Annotated in this window: 15 protein-coding genes; 2 read left to right on the forward strand and 13 right to left on the reverse strand. The window is 75.1% G+C overall.

Annotated features, from left to right (window positions below; all coding sequences use genetic code 11):
- Window positions 1-174: 174 nt before the first annotated feature.
- A complete protein-coding gene (locus VKZ81_RS04970) occupies window positions 175-1,413 on the forward strand; it encodes an NAD(P)/FAD-dependent oxidoreductase (protein WP_324240209.1) in 1,239 nt (412 codons plus the stop codon).
- Here VKZ81_RS04970 and VKZ81_RS04975 read toward each other — a convergent pair.
- From VKZ81_RS04975 to VKZ81_RS04990, 4 genes are all read right to left on the reverse strand, one after another.
- Entirely contained in the window at window positions 1,406-2,284 is an 879-nt protein-coding gene (locus tag VKZ81_RS04975) for a diacylglycerol/lipid kinase family protein (RefSeq protein ID WP_324240210.1), read from the reverse strand. The genes VKZ81_RS04970 and VKZ81_RS04975 overlap by 8 nt on opposite strands.
- 90 nt (window positions 2,285-2,374) lie before the next feature.
- Complete coding sequence (locus VKZ81_RS04980; RefSeq protein WP_324240211.1) at window positions 2,375-2,797, reverse strand: DUF6069 family protein; 423 nt, start codon at window positions 2,795-2,797, stop codon at window positions 2,375-2,377.
- A 106-nt stretch (window positions 2,798-2,903) separates the two neighbouring features.
- Window positions 2,904-3,767: a fumarylacetoacetate hydrolase family protein gene (locus tag VKZ81_RS04985; protein WP_324240212.1), complete on the reverse strand. Its 864-nt coding sequence runs from the start codon at window positions 3,765-3,767 to the stop codon at window positions 2,904-2,906.
- A gap of 13 nt (window positions 3,768-3,780) precedes the next feature.
- Window positions 3,781-4,665: a dioxygenase family protein gene (locus VKZ81_RS04990; RefSeq protein WP_324240213.1), complete on the reverse strand. Its 885-nt coding sequence runs from the start codon at window positions 4,663-4,665 to the stop codon at window positions 3,781-3,783.
- 108 nt (window positions 4,666-4,773) lie between these two features.
- Between VKZ81_RS04990 and VKZ81_RS04995 the strand changes: the two genes are divergently transcribed.
- Complete coding sequence (locus VKZ81_RS04995; RefSeq protein ID WP_324240214.1) at window positions 4,774-5,457, forward strand: TetR/AcrR family transcriptional regulator; 684 nt, start codon at window positions 4,774-4,776, stop codon at window positions 5,455-5,457.
- Here the strand turns inward: VKZ81_RS04995 and VKZ81_RS05000 are convergent.
- From VKZ81_RS05000 to VKZ81_RS05040, 9 genes are read right to left on the reverse strand one after another with little or no spacing between them, the layout of a single operon-like run.
- Window positions 5,454-6,467 carry a PaaX family transcriptional regulator gene (locus tag VKZ81_RS05000; protein WP_324240215.1) on the reverse strand — a complete coding sequence of 338 codons (1,014 nt, stop codon included), beginning with the start codon at window positions 6,465-6,467 and terminating at the stop codon, window positions 5,454-5,456. The two genes, VKZ81_RS04995 and VKZ81_RS05000, sit on opposite strands and share 4 nt — an antisense overlap.
- A gap of 22 nt (window positions 6,468-6,489) precedes the next feature.
- On the reverse strand, window positions 6,490-7,689 hold the full coding sequence (locus tag VKZ81_RS05005; RefSeq protein ID WP_324240216.1) for a cytochrome P450: 1,200 nt from the start codon (window positions 7,687-7,689) through the stop codon (window positions 6,490-6,492).
- Window positions 7,686-8,987 (reverse strand): alpha/beta hydrolase domain-containing protein, encoded by a 1,302-nt coding sequence (locus VKZ81_RS05010; RefSeq protein ID WP_324240217.1) that lies wholly within the window; start codon window positions 8,985-8,987, stop codon window positions 7,686-7,688. The genes VKZ81_RS05005 and VKZ81_RS05010 overlap by 4 nt, the downstream gene beginning before the upstream one ends.
- On the reverse strand, window positions 8,984-10,540 hold the full coding sequence (locus VKZ81_RS05015) for a carboxylesterase/lipase family protein (protein ID WP_324240218.1): 1,557 nt from the start codon (window positions 10,538-10,540) through the stop codon (window positions 8,984-8,986). The genes VKZ81_RS05010 and VKZ81_RS05015 overlap by 4 nt, the downstream gene beginning before the upstream one ends.
- Window positions 10,537-12,102 (reverse strand): ABC transporter substrate-binding protein, encoded by a 1,566-nt coding sequence (locus VKZ81_RS05020; protein ID WP_324240219.1) that lies wholly within the window; start codon window positions 12,100-12,102, stop codon window positions 10,537-10,539. Before VKZ81_RS05020 ends, VKZ81_RS05015 begins: the two co-directional genes overlap by 4 nt.
- Window positions 12,099-12,923 (reverse strand): ABC transporter ATP-binding protein, encoded by an 825-nt coding sequence (locus VKZ81_RS05025; RefSeq protein WP_324240220.1) that lies wholly within the window; start codon window positions 12,921-12,923, stop codon window positions 12,099-12,101. The genes VKZ81_RS05020 and VKZ81_RS05025 overlap by 4 nt, the downstream gene beginning before the upstream one ends.
- Window positions 12,910-14,877 carry a dipeptide/oligopeptide/nickel ABC transporter permease/ATP-binding protein gene (locus VKZ81_RS05030; RefSeq protein ID WP_324240221.1) on the reverse strand — a complete coding sequence of 656 codons (1,968 nt, stop codon included), beginning with the start codon at window positions 14,875-14,877 and terminating at the stop codon, window positions 12,910-12,912. The genes VKZ81_RS05025 and VKZ81_RS05030 overlap by 14 nt, the downstream gene beginning before the upstream one ends.
- The gene (locus tag VKZ81_RS05035; protein WP_324240222.1) at window positions 14,874-15,815 is read right to left on the reverse strand and encodes an ABC transporter permease; all 942 of its coding nucleotides are present in this window, start codon (window positions 15,813-15,815) and stop codon (window positions 14,874-14,876) included. Before VKZ81_RS05035 ends, VKZ81_RS05030 begins: the two co-directional genes overlap by 4 nt.
- Complete coding sequence (locus VKZ81_RS05040; protein ID WP_324240223.1) at window positions 15,806-16,933, reverse strand: CapA family protein; 1,128 nt, start codon at window positions 16,931-16,933, stop codon at window positions 15,806-15,808. The genes VKZ81_RS05035 and VKZ81_RS05040 overlap by 10 nt, the downstream gene beginning before the upstream one ends.
- Window positions 16,934-16,935 lie beyond the last annotated feature (2 nt).

Raw genomic sequence — 16,935 nt, forward strand, 5'->3', positions numbered from 1 at the left:
GGCCGCGTGGAAACCGCAATAATGACCCTGACCTGCGGATCTTACATCCGGACAAGCAGTTCGTTGCCGACGCCCGGCAGGTTCTGACCCGTGAACATTGCCGTTGTCGAACCCTGCCGCCCCGGAGCGGCGGACGGACAGTGGGCGGCGTAGGGACGAGGAGGAGATGCTGTGGTGAGCCCGCAACGGGTCGCGGTCGTCGGGGCCGGCATGGTCGGGCTGAGCACGGCCTGGTTCCTGCAGGAGCGGGGCGCCGAGGTCGCGGTGTTCGACCGGACCGGGGTCGCGGCCGGTGCGTCGTGGGGCAACGCGGGCTGGCTCGCCCCCGCGCTCACCACGCCGCTGCCCGAACCCGCCGTGCTGCGGTACGGGCTGCGCGCCGTCTTGAGCCCTCGCTCCCCCGTCTACGTGCCGATCCGCCCCGACCTCGCGCTGCTGCGCTTCCTCGTCGGGTTCGCCCGGCACTGCACCGGGGCGCGGTGGCGGCGGGCCATGCGGGCCTACGTGCCGCTCAACGACCGCGCCCTCGACGCCTTCGACCTGCTCGAGGCGGGCGGGGTGGCGGCGCCGACGAAGGCCGCCGAGCCGTTCCTCGCCTGCTTCCGCACCGAGGCCGACCGCCGCACCCTGCAGGCGGAGCTCGCCGAAGTGGAGGAGCTCGGCCAGAAGGTCGACGTCGAGGTGCTCGACGGCGCCGAGGCCCGCAGGCGCGAACCCGCCCTGACCGAGGAGGTCGGGGCGGCGCTGCAGCTGCACGGCCAGCGGTTCATCGACCCGCCGCGGTTCGTCGCGGCGCTCGGCACCGCCGTGCAGGAGCGCGGTGGCGCGCTGCACACCGGTGTCACCGTCCACAGCGTCGTCGACCTCGGCGGAGTGGTGGCGCTGCACACCGACGAGGGCCTGCACCGGTTCGACGCGGTCGTCGTGGCCACCGGGGCCGAGCTCAACCGGCTCACCGGCAAGTACGGCGTGCGGCGCCTGGTCCAGGCCGGGCGCGGCTACAGCTTCAGCGTCCCCGCGCCGCGGATCCCCGCCGGCCCGATCTACCTGCCGACCCAGCGGGTGGCGTGCACGCCGCTTTCCGGGCGGCTCCGCGTCGCCGGGATGATGGAGTTCCGCCGCGCGGGCGAGCCGCTCGACCCGCGCCGCATCCGCGCGATCGCCGACGCGGTCCGCCCCTTCCTGCGCGACCTCGACCTCGACGACCGCCGCGACGAGTGGGTGGGCTCGCGGCCGTGCACGGACGACGGCCTCCCGCTGATCGGCCCGACCCGCTCCCGCCGCGTGTTCGCCGCGGGTGGGCACGGCATGTGGGGAATCGTCCTCGGCCCGCTCACCGGGCAGCTGGTCGCCGAGGCCGTCCTCACCGGGCGGACGCCGCCGGAGCTCGCCGCCACCGACCCGCTCAGGTGACGGTCTGCAGCGCGCCGGGTGCGATCGACACGGCGACAGGCGTGCCCGCGTCGAGGTCGTGCAGCTCGCCGTCGATCTGCATCGGGGTCGGCTTGGTCGTGCGGAACCAGTAGTCGCGCACCGTCGGCTGCGGGCCCAGCCCGCGCACGGCGGCCTTCACGGCCGTGCCCAGCACCCGCCACTTCGCGGTGTGCCGCAGCATGATCACCTCGAACCGGCCGTCGTCGGGCCGCCCGTCCTCGCTCAGCGTCGCGAACTTCGCCATCTCCGGGATGTTGGCCAGGATCAGGCTGTCGAACGACTCCCGCCCCTGGTCGGTCTCGATCTCGAACGGCCGGAACCGGGAGAAGGTGCGCACCGTCGAGACGATCTCGCGCAGCGAGCCCTTGCCGCCCCGCTCCAGCTCCAGCGCCACCGCCGGGGTGATGCCCAGGCCGACGTAGGAGTGGGCGTAGCGGACCTCCGGCTCGTCGTCGCCGATCGCGAGCCGCAGCAGGTCGATGCGGCTCGTGTCGCCGGCGACGATCGAGTCGGCGAGGGGGCGCTCCCGGGTGACGCGGCGGTGATCGTTGGCGTTGCCCGCGGCGAGCACCGCCGCCGACGCCGAGCCCGTCCCGGCCGCCATCACCCCGTTGACCACCTCGTGGTAGCCGCCGTCGCCGCTCACCGACACGACCAGCGGGCGGCCCGCCAGGGCCTCCTCGCGGGCGATCTCGACGGCGTGCCCCGCGTACTCGGTGGGGCGCAGGTGCACCGGCAGGTCGGGGGCCCGTTCGCCGAGCTCCGTCGCCAGGTTCCGGGCGCGCGCCTCGGCGTCGCCGGTGCTGTGCGGGTTGAACACCAGCACCACGGATTCGAACGGTCGTGCCATCGGCGTCCGCGGTCCTTCCTGGACGGGGGCGGTGGGCTGTCCACCACCGATCCTGCCCGCAGGAGGGCCGGGCCGCTCGGTCCGCACGGGTCAGGCGCGCAGCCTGCGAGCCACGACGGGGATCACGATCGCGGCCGCGACCACGTGGGTCAGCATCAGCACCGCCTTGGTGCCGGTGGCGGCGTCGACGAGCACGTCCGGCACCAGCGAGAGCGCGGTGAGCGCCACCGTGGTGCGGATCCAGGTGCTGCGCGGGCGCCGGGCGAACCGGCGCAGCCCCAGCGCGATGACGAGGCCGACGACCGAGAAGATCACGGTCAGGTTCGCGAACCCGAACAGCGGGATCGGTGCGCCCGAGATGTCGAGGCCGATCCCGACCGCGGAGGCGGCGGCCGCCACGGTCGGGGTGGCGACGGCGGCGCCGACGGTGGCGACGGCGCCGCCACGCAGGAGCGATCCGGACGTGGGGACGGCGGTGGCAGTGGGGGCGGCGGGAACGGTGATGGCGGGCACGGTGGCCTCCGGCGGTCTCGGACCGGCCCCGTGCCGGTCTCATGCCCACTGAGACCGCCGGTGCGTGCGGAACTCATCGGCGGCGCCGGGAATCCGCCACCGCCGATCACGCCGACACGGTGTTGGCGAGCGTGCCGATCCCGTCCACGGTGATCTCGACGGTGTCGCCGGGCGCGAGGAAGCGGTCGGCGAAGTAGCCCACGCCGCGGGGCGTCCCGGTGCAGATCACGTCGCCCGCCTCGAGCGTGTGGAACCGCGACAGGTGGGCGACGAGGTCCTCGAACGGGTGGAGCAGGGTCGAGGTCCGGTAGTCCTGGCGGAGCTCGCCGTTGACCCGGGTCTGCAGGCGCAGGTCGAGGGGCCGCGGGAACTCGTCGGCCGTGACCAGGCAGGGCCCGAGCGGCTTGAAGGTGTCGAAGCTCTTGGCGCTGCCGTCGGAGACCGCCGGGTCACCGTTCACGGCGCGCATCTGGACGTCACGGGCGGTGACGTCGTTGACGATCGTGAGGCCCGCGATGTGCTCCCACGCCTGGTCGCGGGGGACGTCGCGGGCGGCGCGCCCGATGACGACGGCGATCTCGCCCTCGTAGTCGAGCCGGTCGGGCGCGAGGGCAGGCGGCGTGATCGGCTGACCGTGGGCGGTGATCGCGGATCCGGCGACGAACCGGAAGACCGGCTCCGTCGGGAAGGCGACGTCCCCGCGGCCCATCGCCTCGAGCGCCTCGCGGGCCTCCTCGCCGTGGCTGGGGTAGTTCAGGCCGACGATGATGACCTTGCCCGGCCGCGGTACCGGCGGCCCGAGCACGACCTCGCCGAGCCCGACGGTCTCGCGCGCCGCGGCGTGCCGGGCGGCTTCCGTCCCCGGTCCCTGCAGCAACGCGCCCACGTCGGCGACGGGCAGGCCCAGGATCGACAGCGTGCCGGGCCGGTCCTCCCGGCCGACGCCGCGGTCGGTGGTGTACAGGCGCATGGGTCCTCCGCGTTCAGGCCGGCGCGCCGACGGCGGTGTCGGGGCTCGTGCGGGTCTTCAGGACGAAGTCGAAGACCGCGGTGTGGAAGGGGCGGTCGAACCCGTGCGCTGCGATGTCCTCGGGGTCGTCGTGCAGCACCAGGTCGGCCTGGGCCGAGGGCGGGACGACGTACGGGCCGATGATGTCGAGGGGGATCACCGGGTCGCCCGCGAAGTAGATCTCCCCCCGGTACGGCTTGAGCAGGTCGGGGTGGTGGATCTCGAAGTGGATGTGGGCGGGCCGGTAGGTACTGCGCCCCAGCGCCGCGGCGGCCGCCGACACCCGTTCGACGAGCGGGGGCGGGACCTCGGAGTAGGGCACCGGGGTGATGGTCGTGAAGCGGTAGCGGCCCTCGTCGTCGGTGAGCTGCCTGCCGCGCAGGTGGTACGGGGGCTGGGTGCTGGTGCCGAAGCCGGAGTAGGTGCCGTCGTCGCCCGCGTGGTAGATCACCATCTCCGCACCGGCCAGCGGGTCGCCGTGCCCGTCGAGGACGCGGCCGGAGGCGATCAGGGGCACACCGGGCTCGTCGGGGCGCATGGGCAGCCGGCCCGGGTTGTCGATCAGCGGTGAGCCCGGGAGGTAGGTCGGGCTGTCGACCTCCTCGGAGACCGTGTAGCCGCGACCGCCGTCCTGGAAGACGTCCCCGAACAGCGGCTGCGCGGCCATCGCCAGCGTGATGCCGGTGACCTCGCGCGTCTCGAGGAGGAAGTCGAGCACGTAGCCGATGTCGTCGAACGTGAGCCCGTGCTCGGCGTGCATGCGGGCCACGGCGTCCTTGAACGCCGCCACCAGCCGCACCGCGCGGTGGTCGATCTTGGCCGGGTCGATGGCCCATGGCGGGAGCGTGCGCGGCGGCATGGCGTGGTCCTTTCCGGGAGAGGGAGCTAACTGGAACGGCCTTCCCACTTACAAGCCTCACCGTACCAGAGAAATTGGGCCGCGCGTTCCACTTGGTAGGGTTCGACCATGACGCCCGCAGACGCACCAGGTCAGCGGCGTGATGCCGGCTTGCGGGCGGACGCCGAGCGCAACCGGGAGCGGATCATGGAGGCCGCCCGTCGCCTCTTCGCCACCGAGGGCCTCGGGGTCTCCATGGCCTCGGTGGCTCGCGAGGCCGGGGTCGGGAAGGCGACCCTGTCGCGGCGCTTCGCCACCCGCGAGGAGCTGATCAACGCGGTGTTCACCGACCGGATGGACGGATATGTCGCCGCCATCCGCACGGCGCTGGCCGACCCGGACCCCTGGCACGGCTTCGTCGGCTTCATCGAGGCCGGCTGCGCGATGCAGGCCGCCGACCGCGGGTTCGCCGCCGTGCTCGCGATGCGGCTCCCGGCGGCCGCGGAGCTCGAGGCCCGCCGCGACGAGTGCTTGCGCGGTCTCGTGGAGCTCATCGGGCGCGCCAAGGCCGCGGGCGGCCTCCGGCCGGACGTCACCCCGGAGGACGTGGTGATCCTGCTGATGGCCAACGCGGGCGTCGTGGACGCCACCGGCGAGGACGCCCCCGACGCCTGGCGACGGCTCGTCGGGTACCTGCTGCGCGGGTTCGCTGCGCCTGGCGCGCCGCTGCCGGAACTGCCCCGGTCCCCGGACCCGGCCGTGCTGCACCGCGCGATGGTCCGCGCCGGGCGGGCCTCCGCGGCGGAGGACTAAGGGCCGCTGCGGCGCATCGCGCGGACGCGGTCCTCCCGGGTGGCCCGCTCGAACTCCGTCTCCTGCGCCTGCGGCTCCCCCGCGCCGTCGGGAAGGCGGCGGATCGACTCGAAGGTGTGGAACGCGGCCAGCCCGGCGAGCGCCGGATCGACCGCTTCGAGCAGCTCGCGGAACCGGCGCAGGGCGGGCTCGGCGAGCCGGTCGTAGATGTCGGCGTAGCACTCCCGGGCGGCCGCGCGGGGCCAGCCGGGCGGGAGCAGTTCCGCGGGCAGGCGGGGGTCGGTCAGCTCGGCGTGCCGCCACTCGGCGGTCAGCTCGGTGCGCACCCGCAACGCCTCCCGGGGGGCCACGTCCCCGGCTCGGACCCGCCGGCGCACCGGCTCGTAGCGCTCCAGGAACCCGCGGTAGCGCCCGGCCGGGTCGCGCAGGTCGAAGGCACGCGCGACGATCGCCTCGGGCGGCATGCCCTCCAGCTCGGTGCGGAAGACCGCCGCCGCGTCGACCCCGTGCCGCCCGAGCGCGGCGCGGGCGGCCGCCCGCCGGTCCCGCGGGGAGACCCACAGGCCGTCGAACAGCGGGCCGAACCCCTGCAGCCGCAGGTCGTCGCGCAGGTTGCGGCGGGCGTCCCGGTCCTCCTCGGGCACCGAGTAGGCGACCCCGGTCCAACGCCCGTCCCACGGCTCCTCGGGGCCGACGTCGAACAGCGCCTTCAGCCGGGCCACGATCGTCTCCGTCGACCGCGGCGGGATCCCGTACGCGGTGGTCCGGCCGGACTTGGTGCGCCGCACCAGCCCCCGCTGGGCCAGCCGCCGCATCGCGGCCCGCGCGCTCGCCGGGGTGATCCCGAACTCCCCGAGCACGGCGATCAGCGCCTGGGAGGGGATGGGCTCGGACCGCCAGTACCAGTAGTCGCCCAGCGCGATGACCAGCAGGCGCTGGGGCTCGGGTCCGAGCCGCGGGCGCGGGGGCCCGCCCGGTGCCGCCTCGGCGGCCATCGCGAACGCCCGCACGGGGGCAAGCGTAGATCGGCCGTCAGGTTCCCCCGCCGGGCAGGACGAACTCCAGGTGGGCGGAGACGATGCCGAGCTCGGGCATCCGCGCCCCCTCGCGGGAGCCGACCGCGGTGAACGACGCGGTGCGCGCGAGCAGCTCCTCCAGCGCGATCCGCAGCATCAGCCGCGCCATCGGGGCCCCGGGGCAGCGGTGGCGGCCCCGCCCGAACGCGAGGTGCTCGGCGATGTTGGGCCGGTCGAGGCGGAACTCGTCGGGGTCGTCGAAGACCGTCTCGTCCCGGTTGGCCGAGGCGTAGGTCAGCGTCACCGGCTCGCCGGGCAGGATCTCCCGGCCGAGCACGACGGTCGGCTCGACGACGGTGCGCGCGAAGCCCCGGTACGGCGCGTAGAGCCGCAGGAACTCCTCCAGCGCCGCCGGGATGAGCGCGGGCTCGGCCCGCAGCCGCTGCTGCAGCCCGTGGTCGGTACCGAGGTGGGTGGCGATCGAGCCGATGACGATCGGCGGCGCGACCATGCCGACCACCAGCGACTGGCGCAGCGCGCCGACGACGTGCTCCTCCTCCAGCGGTTCGCCGTCGACCCGCTGGGCGAGCAGCGAGCTCGCCGGGTCCTCGGTGACGGGGCGCGGGCGCTTCCGGCGGTCGGCGACGAGCGCCCGCGCCATCTCGTACATGCGGCCGCTCATGGAGTTGACCACCTCGGCGTCCTGCAGCCGCCAGGCCCGCACCCACCGCGCGGCCGTCTCGGCGAGCTCCGGGGCGAGCTCGGGGTCGAGGTTGAGCCACTCCGTCGTCACCCAGGCCGGGTAGAGGGCGCCGAACTCCTGGGCGATGTCGCCGGATCCCCGTTCGAGCATCGGGGTGAGCACGCGGACGGCGTGCTCGCGCAGCGCGGGCTCCATGGCCGCGAGCCGCCGCCGCGAGAGCGTCGCGTCGAGGGCCTTGCGGAACGGGGTGTGGCGCGGGGCGTCGAAGTTCAGCGGGGGCCGCCGCAGCCCGCGCGGGTCGCTGGGCACCACCGCCTTCACCGAGGAGATGAACCGGGCGTCGTCGAGGGCGGCCGCGCGCACCTCCCGGTGGGTGGTGAGCGCCCAGAAGCCGCCGTAGGCGTCGGTGTGCGCGACCGGGCAGCGTGCCCGCAGGTCGCGGTACAGCGCGTGCACCTCGTCGGGGTCGTCGGTCGAGGTCGGGTCGAAGTCCTCGGGGATGTGGCGGTTCACGGTCGTGGGTCCCTCCAGTTCGCCGCGAGCTCGCCCGTGGTGTCGGCGAGCCAGCGGTCGGCGTCTGCGGCCAGGTGGTGGCGGCGCTCGACGAGCCGGTCCAGGACGTCGCGCGCCGCGGTCAGGTAGGCGGTGGGGCCGCCGTAGCGCGCCACCAGCTCGTCGGCGGTGAGCGGGAACTCGTGTCCGCGCGCCCAGTGCGGCCCGTCGGTGATCACCCGGATCCGGGCGAGCGGCAGCTCGACGGCGGGCAGCCGCAGCCCACCGAGCGGGTGCCCCAGCTCGTCGCGCACGAGCCGCCCGCGGGAGTCGGTCGCGAGCCACGGGGCGGGCACCGGCTCCCGGCCGTCCCGCAGCCACGCGACGAGGGCCTCGAGCAGCGCGTGGACGACGTGGGCGTGCGGGAAGCGGCTCCACCGCGCGCCGGGCGGCGGGGCGTTCGCGGGCGGACGGTCACGGGAGTCGACGTGCGCCATGCCGGGCACCTCGTAGCAGCGGTAGGCCGGGCTGGTGCAGTCCCGGTGCGCCAGCCCCCGGCCCTGGCCGGGCAGGCCGGCCGCCGCACGCACCGATTCGATCTCCGACTCGGCCACGAGTTCCACGGTGGGCAGGTCCAGCTCGGCCGGGAGCGCGGGGCCGCCGCTGTGCAGGGCGAGCAGGCCGTGCGGGCGGGCCGCGCGGGCGAGCGGGCCGCCGGCGGCGGCGAGGCACGCGTAGCGGCGGATGACGCCGCCGGTCTGGGAGGCGCCGGCGAGCACGATCGTCTCCGCCCGCACGCCCGGCAGCCCGCCGTCGCGCAGCAGGGCGAACACCGCGGTGAGGATCGCGAACAGCTGCGGGCTGCTGTCCCACCACTGGCGGGCGAAGGCCTCGGAGGCGCGGCGGAGGTCGGCACCGGGTGCGACCTCCGGCCGGGCGTCGGACGGCGTGCCGGCCAGGCGCACGCGGGCGTACCGCCGCGGGTCGCTCGCGACCATCCGCCGGTACGCCGGCGTGGTCTGGCAGGCGACCTCGACCCAGGCGTGGCCGCCGCGCAGCAGCTGGGCGCGGGCGTGGCCCCAGACGGGGCGGCCGCCGGCGAAGTGCATGGGCTCCACGACGACCACCCCGGACGCCCCCGGCCCGGCGGGGCGGCGCACCAGGAGCCGGGTCCGGAACGGCTCCCCGCACGCCGCCCCCGACAGCAGGAACTCCTCCTGCCGGTAGCCGACGTCGCCGAGCCGGTCGGCGTCGACGTCGTCGGCCCCGAACGCCCGCCCGGGGTCCGGGAGCGCGTCGAGGTCAGCGGGCCCGGTCATCCGGGTGCGGCCGCCAGCGTCGCGAAGGCGCGGCCCCACGGGTCGGTCCGCGGGGACGTCGCCACCCCGTGCCACCACCGGACCCGTTCGTCGACGAACCGGCTCGTCGCCTCGAACCCGTCGTCGCCGAACCGCAGCTGGGTGCGAGCCGTCGACGTGTACTCCGGCCACCGGACCTCGGCGGCGAGGTTGTTGTTCGGGTCCCCGGTGCGGGCGAAGGCGGCCAGCGCGCCCCCCATCACGTGGGCGGCACGCTCGTGGGCGGGCCCGGAGACGGGCATCTCGCCGCGCCCGGTGGTGCGGAAGAACGCGGGCATCTCGATGCCGTGGAACGCCCCGAGCGGCCGGGCGTGGTCGAGGTCGCACAGGTAGCTGTGGACCCGGCCGCCGCCTGCGAGGTGGGCGGCGGCGAGCCGCGCGGTGCGCACCGCGAACTGGTCGCTGAGCAGGTCCATCAGCAGGTCGAGGGTGCGGCGCCCGCCGCCGCGCGCGCGGTAGCCGGCGACGATCCGCTCAGCGGCCGGTGCGTCGTCGACGCCCGCCGCGGCGATCCGGACCGCGGTCTCGTCGTCGACGTCGAGCTCGGGGTCGAGCCAGCGCCGGTGTTGGGCGAGCATGAAGCGGGCCTCGTCGAGCGCCGTTCCGGTCAGCAGCGGGACGTCGGCCGCGACGCCCGCGGCGAGCGCCTCCTCGGGGTAGGCGGGCAGCGACGGCGTGCCCACGACCGGCGCGAACAGCATGCCGTGCTCGGTCGGCTCCCGGCCGACGCCCATGCGGGCCTGCACGTCGAGCAGCCGCTCCAGCGGCAGGTCCCGCAGCGCCGCCGGGTCGGCGCGGTCCAGCCCGAGCAGGTGCAGCGCCCGCTCGGCGACGAGCGTGGCGCGGCCCGCATCCTTCAGGCCGAACGGCGGCCCGCCGTGGACCGCGGCCCGGTGGAACAGGCCGCGCGCCGCCGGCGAGGTGAGCAGGGCGGTGACCTTGGCGCCCCCGCCGGAGTGGCCGAAGATCGTCACGCGGCCCGGGTCGCCGCCGAAGCCCGCGATGTTGTCGCGCACCCACTCCAACGCGGCGACGAGGTCGAGGAGGCTGGGGTTGGCCTCGAACCCCCACTCCGCCCCGCCCAGCTCGGCGAGGTGCAGGAACCCGAGCAGGGCGAGCCGGTGGTTCACCGACACCACGACGACGTCCTCGCTGCGGGCGAGGGCGGCCCCGTCGGTGGTCGGGGTGTAGCCGCTGCCGACGAAGAACCCGCCGCCGTGGATCCACACGAGCACCGGCCGCGCGCCGGTGAGCGCGGGCGTCCACACGTTGAGGACCAGGCAGTCCTCGCCCGGGTCGCCGAGTCGGGGTGGCCCGAACTGCGGCGCGACCGGGCCGGGGGCGACCGCCTCCCGGACGCCGGTCCACGGTTGCGCGGGCTGCGGGGGCAGGAACCGGCCCGCGCCGCTCGTCGGCGCGGCGTACGGGATCCCCAGGAAGCGGTGCACGCCGTCGTCGGTGATGCCCTCCACCGCGCCCTGGGCGGTCTGCGCGATCGTCGTCGTGGCGGTCACGGCGCGGGCCTCCAGGTGTGGGTGCCGGTCGGGTCGATCACCGAGTAGTAGGCGGGGAACCGATCGGTGAGGGTGATACCCGCGACCCCGCGGGAGAGCACGATCAGGTGCACCCGCTCGACGGGCGCGAACCAGCCCTTCTCGGCCAGCAGCCGCACCAGGTCCTGCCATGCGGCCCCGCTCGCGTCCGCGGGTGCCGACGCGAACTCCTGGTACGCCGCCTCGATGTCGGGGTCCACGGTGTCGAACGGGTTGGCGAGCACGTCGGTGCGGGTCAGGCCGCGCGCCATGCGGAACGCGGGCCCGTTGGCCTGGAACATCACGGCGGGCACCTCACCCGCGGCGAATTTCTGGTTGAACTCCGAGACCTCGGACTCCTCGTTGATCGTCATGGTGATCCCGACGCTCGCCAGCGACGTCGCGATCGCCTCCGCGTAGGGGCAGAGGTTCAGCACCGTCGCGCAGGTGACCTCGAAGGAGAAGCCGTTCGGGTAACCGGCCTCCGCGAGCAGCCGGCGGGCCCTCTCCGGGTCGTAGGGGTAGATCGCATCCATGGCCGGGTCGAACCCGTCGTGCTCGGGCAGGCCCATCTGGGACGTCGGCTCGGCGAACCCGTCCGGGTTGATCGCGGCGGAGATCGCCTCGCGGTCGATGGCGTGGTTGATCGCCTGCCGGACCCGCACGTCGCCGAGCGGCGACGCGAGCGCGCCCTCGCGGTCGAGCAGGTAGAGCCCGACGACCCGGCCGGGCACCGACCGCACCTCGATGCCGGCGCGCTCGGCCGCCTTCGCCGTGCTCGGTGCGCCCATGGCGACGTCGAGCTGCCCCGACGACAACGCCGACACGACCGTGTTCCGGTCGGAGATCACGTGGACGACGACCTTGTCGTAGACGACCCCGTTCGGGTTCCAGTAGTGGGGGTTCGGGACGTAGGTGTAGTGGTCGCCGGTCACCGTTGCGGCCGGGTCGAGCATGTAGGGGCCGGTGCCGTTCGTCGCGGCGTCGAGCGATCCGGGGTCGTCCATGCCGGCGGGGGCGGCGACGAGCCCGGCGGCGTACTGCTGCGACAGCACCTCCGGGAGGTCGGGGGCCGGTTCGCTGAGCGTCATCCGCACGGTCCGCGCGTCCACCGCGCGGGCCTCGGTCATCGTCGCCAGAAGGGGGCTCTGCGTGCCCTTGGCGTCCTTGAAGTAGTGCAGCCACCGGGCGACGCCCTCGGCGGTCATCTCGGTGCCGTCGCTGAACCTCACCCCGGTGCGGAGCGTCAGCTCGAACTCCGTGTACCGGTCGTCGACCCACTGCCACGACTCGGCCAGGGCCGGCACCAGCGTGCCGTCGGGCTGCTTGAAGATCAGCGGGTCGTAGGCGAGGGTGTTGTAGATCAGCGACCCGCCACCGCCGGACTTCGCCGGGTCCAGGCCGGTGATGGGCGGGCCGGAGAACTGGATGTCCAGCGTCGTGTCGCCGCTGTCGGCGGCCGCGCCGCCGCAGCCGGTGAGCGCGGCGGCCACCAGCGCGAGCGCGGCCAGCGCCAGCGCGGGCCGGCGCAGGAAGGACGTCATCGTTGCACCTCCACCAGTGCGGCGGCTCGGGCCCGCCGTCGACGTTGGGCTGCGGGGTCCGGGAGCGGGGCGGCGTCGATCAGCGCCCGCGTGTACGGGTCCTTCGGCGATCGGTAGACCTCGGCGGCGGGTCCGGACTCCACGACGCGGCCGCGGTGCATCACGTACATGCGGGCCGCGAGGTGGTGCACCAGCGCGAGGTCGTGGCTGATGAGCAGGTAGCTCATCCCGTGCCGCTCCTGCAGGTCCACGAGGAGGTTGGCCACCTGCGCCTGCACGGACAGGTCGAGCGCGCTGGTCGGCTCGTCGCAGATGAGCAGCCGGGGGCGGACCATCATCGCCCGCGCGATCGCGATGCGCTGCCGCTGCCCGCCGGAGAACTCGCGCGGGTAGCGCTCGGCCGCCCGGGCGTCGAGCCCGACCTCGTCCAGGACGGTGCGGACGCGCGCGTCGACCTCGCGCCGCGGCAGTCGGAGGTGGGCGACCGCCTCGGCGAGGATCGCCCGGACCGGCAGCGCGGGGTCCAGCGAGCTGTACGGGCTCTGGAAGACCGCCTGCGCCCCGGCCTCGACCACGCTCCCCCGGCGCCGGGGGTCGATCGCGCGGCCGTTGACGCGGATGCTGCCCGCGCTGATCGGCACCAGCCCCAGCACGGCCATCGCGATCGAGGTCTTGCCCGAGCCGGACTCGCCCACCAGGCCGACGGTCTCCCCCGCCGCGACGGTCAGCGAGACGTCCTCGACGGCGCGGACCCGGCGCTTGCGCGGCCCGTAGTCGATGCAGATCCCCCGGACGTCGAGCGCGGGCTCAGCTTCCGGCACCGGCCACCTCCTCCCAGCGGATGCAGCGGACCTGGCGCCCGTCGGCACAGGTCGTGAGCGGGATCGGGCCGCGGCCGCACTCCTCGGTGGCGAACGGGCAGCGGGCCTGGAAGCGGCAGCCGCGCGGCCACTCCGCCGGCGCGGGCACCCGCCCGGGGAGCGCGGTCAGGCGCTCCCCGGGGCGGGCCGCGGCGGGGTTGGCGGCCATCAGGCCGCGGGAGTAGGGGTGGCGGGGGCCGGCGAACAGGTCGTCCACCCCGGCCACCTCGACGACCTGGCCGGCGTACATCACCACGCAGCGGGTCGCGATGTCGGCGACCACGCCCCAGTCGTGGGTGACGAAGAGGATGCCCAGCCCGGTCTCGGCCTGCCGCTCGCGCAGCAGGTCCAGCACGCCCTGCTGCACCGTGACGTCGAGCGCGGTGGTCGGCTCGTCGGCGACGAGCACCTTCGGCCGCCCGGCGAGCGCCCGCGCGATGCAGACGCGCTGCGCCATGCCGCCCGACAGCTCGTGGGGGTAGCGGCGCAGCACCGACTCCGGGTCGCGGATGCCGACCTGCCGCACCAGCTCCAGCGCACGCTCCCGGGCGGCCTTGCGGTCCACCCCGGTGTGGCGGCGCACCGATCCGGTGAGCAGCGCGCCGACGGTCAGCGTCGGGTCCAGCGCCGCGACCGGCTCCTGGAAGATCATCGCGATGCCGGCGCCGCGAGGCAGGTCGGGGCCGCGCCCGGTCAGGTCGTAGGTCGTCCCGTCGAGCACCACCGTTCCGGCGTCGACGTGGGCGGTGCTCGGCAGCAGCCCGGCCGCCGCCCGCGCGGTGACGCTCTTGCCGCACCCGGACTCCCCGAGCAGCGCCACGGTCTCCCCCGCCGCCACGCTGAGCGCGACGTCCTGCACGACCGGGTGGCGGTCGGCGCCGTCGCCGAAGCTCACGGTCAGCCCGTCGAGCACCAGCACCCCGGCGTCGGCGGGCAGGGACCGCGACCGGGCCGCCGTCTCGGCCGGGGCCGGGGCGCGCCGCCCGCGGGTGGTGGGCGGGCCCTGCCACCGCTCGGCGAGGGCGTCGCGCAGGCCGTCGCCGACGAACCACAGCGCGATCACGACGAGCGCGATCACACCCCCGGTGGGCACGAGCAGCCACGGCTGCCGGTGGATGGACTCGGCCGCGGTGCTGACCAGGTTGCCCCAGGTCGGGGCGGGCGGCTGCGGGCCGAGGCCGAGGAACTCCAGGCCGCTCTGCGCGACGATCGAGATGCCCGCCACCAGCGTCAGCTGGACCACGACGACGCCGGCGAGCTTGGACCGCACGTGCCGCCAGATGATCCCGGCGTCGCCGATGCCGCTCACGCGGGCGACGTCGATGTACTGCTCGGCGCGCACGCCGAGCACCACGGAGCGCACGACCCGCGCGACGGGCGGCGAGATCAGCAGTCCGAAGAACGCCATCGCGACCGTCATGTTGTGCGGGAAGACCGCGAGGACGGCGAGCAGGAAGATCGTCGACGGGATGGACATGACCCCGTCGAGCACCCAGCCGACGATCCGGTCCAGTCGGCCGGCCCGAAAGCCCGCGGCCATCCCGACCGGTACCCCGACGACCCCGGCGATCAGCACCGACAGCGCAGCGGGCCCGAGGGTGTTCGCACCGCCGTACAGCAGCCGGGAGAAGACGTCGTAGCCGAGGTTGTCGGTGCCCAGCCAGTGCGCGGCCGACGGGCCGGAGGAGGCGTCGGCGAGGATCGCCTCGCTCTCGCCGTAGGGCGCGACGACGGGCGCCGCGACGCAGGCGAGCGTCAAGAGGAGGAGGAATGCCGCCGCGACGACCGCGCCCGGCTTGCGCAGGAATCGGCGCAGCAGGCCGGGGCGCCGGGCGGGCGCGGCGGGCGGCGCCTCACCGGCGGCTGGGACGGGGGTGACCGGCGCGCTCGCCTCGGTCGGAGTGGGTGCTCTCACCGCAGCGCCACCTTCGGGTTGATCCGGCGGTAGGTCAGGTCGAGGACGAGGTTGACCAGGACGACGAGCACCGCGAAGTAGAGGACGACGCCCTGGAGGGTCGGGATGTCGTGGGTGGCGGCGGCGCTCACCGCGAGGCCGCCCAGCCCGGGCAGCCCGAAGATGGTCTCCACCAGCACGGTCCCACCGAGCGCCCCGACGAAGTGCAGGCCGACCATCGCGAGGATCGGCGCGGCCGAGTTGCGCAGGGTGTGCCGGTAGACGACGGCGAGCTCGCTCACCCCGTCGGCGCGGTGCGCGAGCGTGTACTCGGCCGCGAGTCCGCTGAGCATGGCGTCGCGGGTCTGCTTGGCCGTGCCCGCGACGCCGCCGATCACCATGCTGAGCACCGGGAGCGCGAGCGAGCGCGCCCAGCCGGCCGGTGACTCGGTGAGCCCGACGTAGCCGATCGCCGGGAACAGCGGGATCGTCACCGCGAACAGCGTCACGAGGATCAGCGCGATCCAGAAGGTCGGCAGCGCGTTGCCGACCACCGCCGCGAGATCGACCAGCCGGCCGAGCCACCCGCCGCGGTGGGCGCTGATGCAGCCGATGAGGACGCCGAGCAGCGAGGAGATCACCACGGCGGGGATCACGATCGACAAGGTCACCCCGAGCCGCTGGTTGAGCGCCAGCGCGACGTCCTGGCCGTTGACGATGGAGGTGCCGAGGTCACCCTGCAGCGCGCCGGAGAGCCAGTTCCAGTACTGGACCAGGAAGGGGGCGTCGAGGCCGAGCTCCCGGCGCAGCTCCTCGTACTCGGCGGGCGTCGCCTCCGGCCCGGCGAGCACCCGGGCCGCGTCGCCCGGTGCGATCGCGATCAGCGTGAACGTGACCAGCGAGACGGCGAACAGCAGCGGGACGGCGAACGCCAGCCGCCGCAGAACGATCATGCCCATGCGCGCTCCCCGGTCGTCGCGCGGTCGAGGAAGGTGACGTGCCGCCCGCGGCGGGTGAACCCGGCCGCGAGCCCGGCGTCGCGGGTGATGCGCTCGACGTAGTCGACGGTCGCGTCGGAGCCCGGCACCGGGACCGCGTCGGTGTCGAGGTGGCAGGGGATGAAGCCGGCCTCGACGATCCCGCCGGCGTCGACGACGACCCGCGCGATCATCGTGTGCCGGGAGTCCCGGGGGAACGGGAACGGCGCCCGCCCGGGGTCGGGGGTGAAGAAGCCGATGCTCGGGGCCCGGCTCGGCCGCGGCCGCTTCCCGCCGAGCGGGTCGGTCTCGGCGGTGTAGGCGGGCACGAAGTGGTTGATCCCGTGGAAGATCGGGCGGCCCCGGTACACCTCGACGCCGCGCAGGATGTGCGCGTGGTGGCCGATCACGACGTCGGCGCCCGCCTCGACGGCGGCGCGCGCGAGCGGCCGCTCGTAGCAGGCCAGCGTCGCGTGGACGAAGCCCATCCCCTTGTGCAGCGACACGCAGACGACGTCGACGTCCGCGGCGAGGGCCGCGATGTCGGCCCGCATCGCCTCCTCGGACTCCGGCTCGACGCTCGTGTACTCCGCGGGCGCGCTGCCGGGCGAGGCGACGTCGAGCTCGTAGTGGTTGATCACGCGGACCGGGGCGACGCCCGCCTTGACCGGGGTGGCCCACGACTCGCGCGGTCCGACCGCGTTGTAGCTCAGGAACCCGAACGTGATGCCGTCCCGTTCCACGACGGCGGGGCGGCGGGCCTCCTCGATGGTCGCGCCCGCACCGACGGGCCGCATGCCGCGCGCGCGGACCGCCGCGACCGTGTCCGCGACGCCGAAGGGGCCCTGGTCGAACATGTGGTTGCTGGCCAGCGTGAGGACCTCGAACCCGGCGTCCGCGACGGCGTCGAGGTGGGCGGGCGGGCACGCCGGGGCGGGGATGTCGACCACGCACACCTGCCCCCGCTCGGTGTGCGGCCACTCCAGGTGGCCGACCGCGATGTCGGCGCCGGTGAGGATCTCCCGCGACGGGGCGAAGAACCGCGCCGGTTCGGGCGCGGACAGCATCAGGTCGCCGACGAACAGGACTTCGACGGGCATGG

The sequence above is a fragment of the Pseudonocardia sp. genome (assembly GCF_035305885.1).
Classification (GTDB): Bacteria; Actinomycetota; Actinomycetes; order Mycobacteriales; family Pseudonocardiaceae; genus Pseudonocardia.

Coding starts and splice junctions, on each gene's coding strand:
- VKZ81_RS05035 (WP_324240222.1), bottom strand. CDS start 15,815: ATGGGCATGATCGTTCTGCGGCGGCTGGCGTTCGCCGTCCCGCTGCTG.
- VKZ81_RS04995 (WP_324240214.1), top strand. CDS start 4,774: ATGACGCCCGCAGACGCACCAGGTCAGCGGCGTGATGCCGGCTTGCGG.
- VKZ81_RS04985 (WP_324240212.1), bottom strand. CDS start 3,767: ATGCGCCTGTACACCACCGACCGCGGCGTCGGCCGGGAGGACCGGCCC.
- VKZ81_RS04990 (WP_324240213.1), bottom strand. CDS start 4,665: ATGCCGCCGCGCACGCTCCCGCCATGGGCCATCGACCCGGCCAAGATC.
- VKZ81_RS05020 (WP_324240219.1), bottom strand. CDS start 12,102: ATGACGTCCTTCCTGCGCCGGCCCGCGCTGGCGCTGGCCGCGCTCGCG.
- VKZ81_RS04975 (WP_324240210.1), bottom strand. CDS start 2,284: ATGGCACGACCGTTCGAATCCGTGGTGCTGGTGTTCAACCCGCACAGC.
- VKZ81_RS05040 (WP_324240223.1), bottom strand. CDS start 16,933: ATGCCCGTCGAAGTCCTGTTCGTCGGCGACCTGATGCTGTCCGCGCCC.
- VKZ81_RS05010 (WP_324240217.1), bottom strand. CDS start 8,987: ATGACCGGGCCCGCTGACCTCGACGCGCTCCCGGACCCCGGGCGGGCG.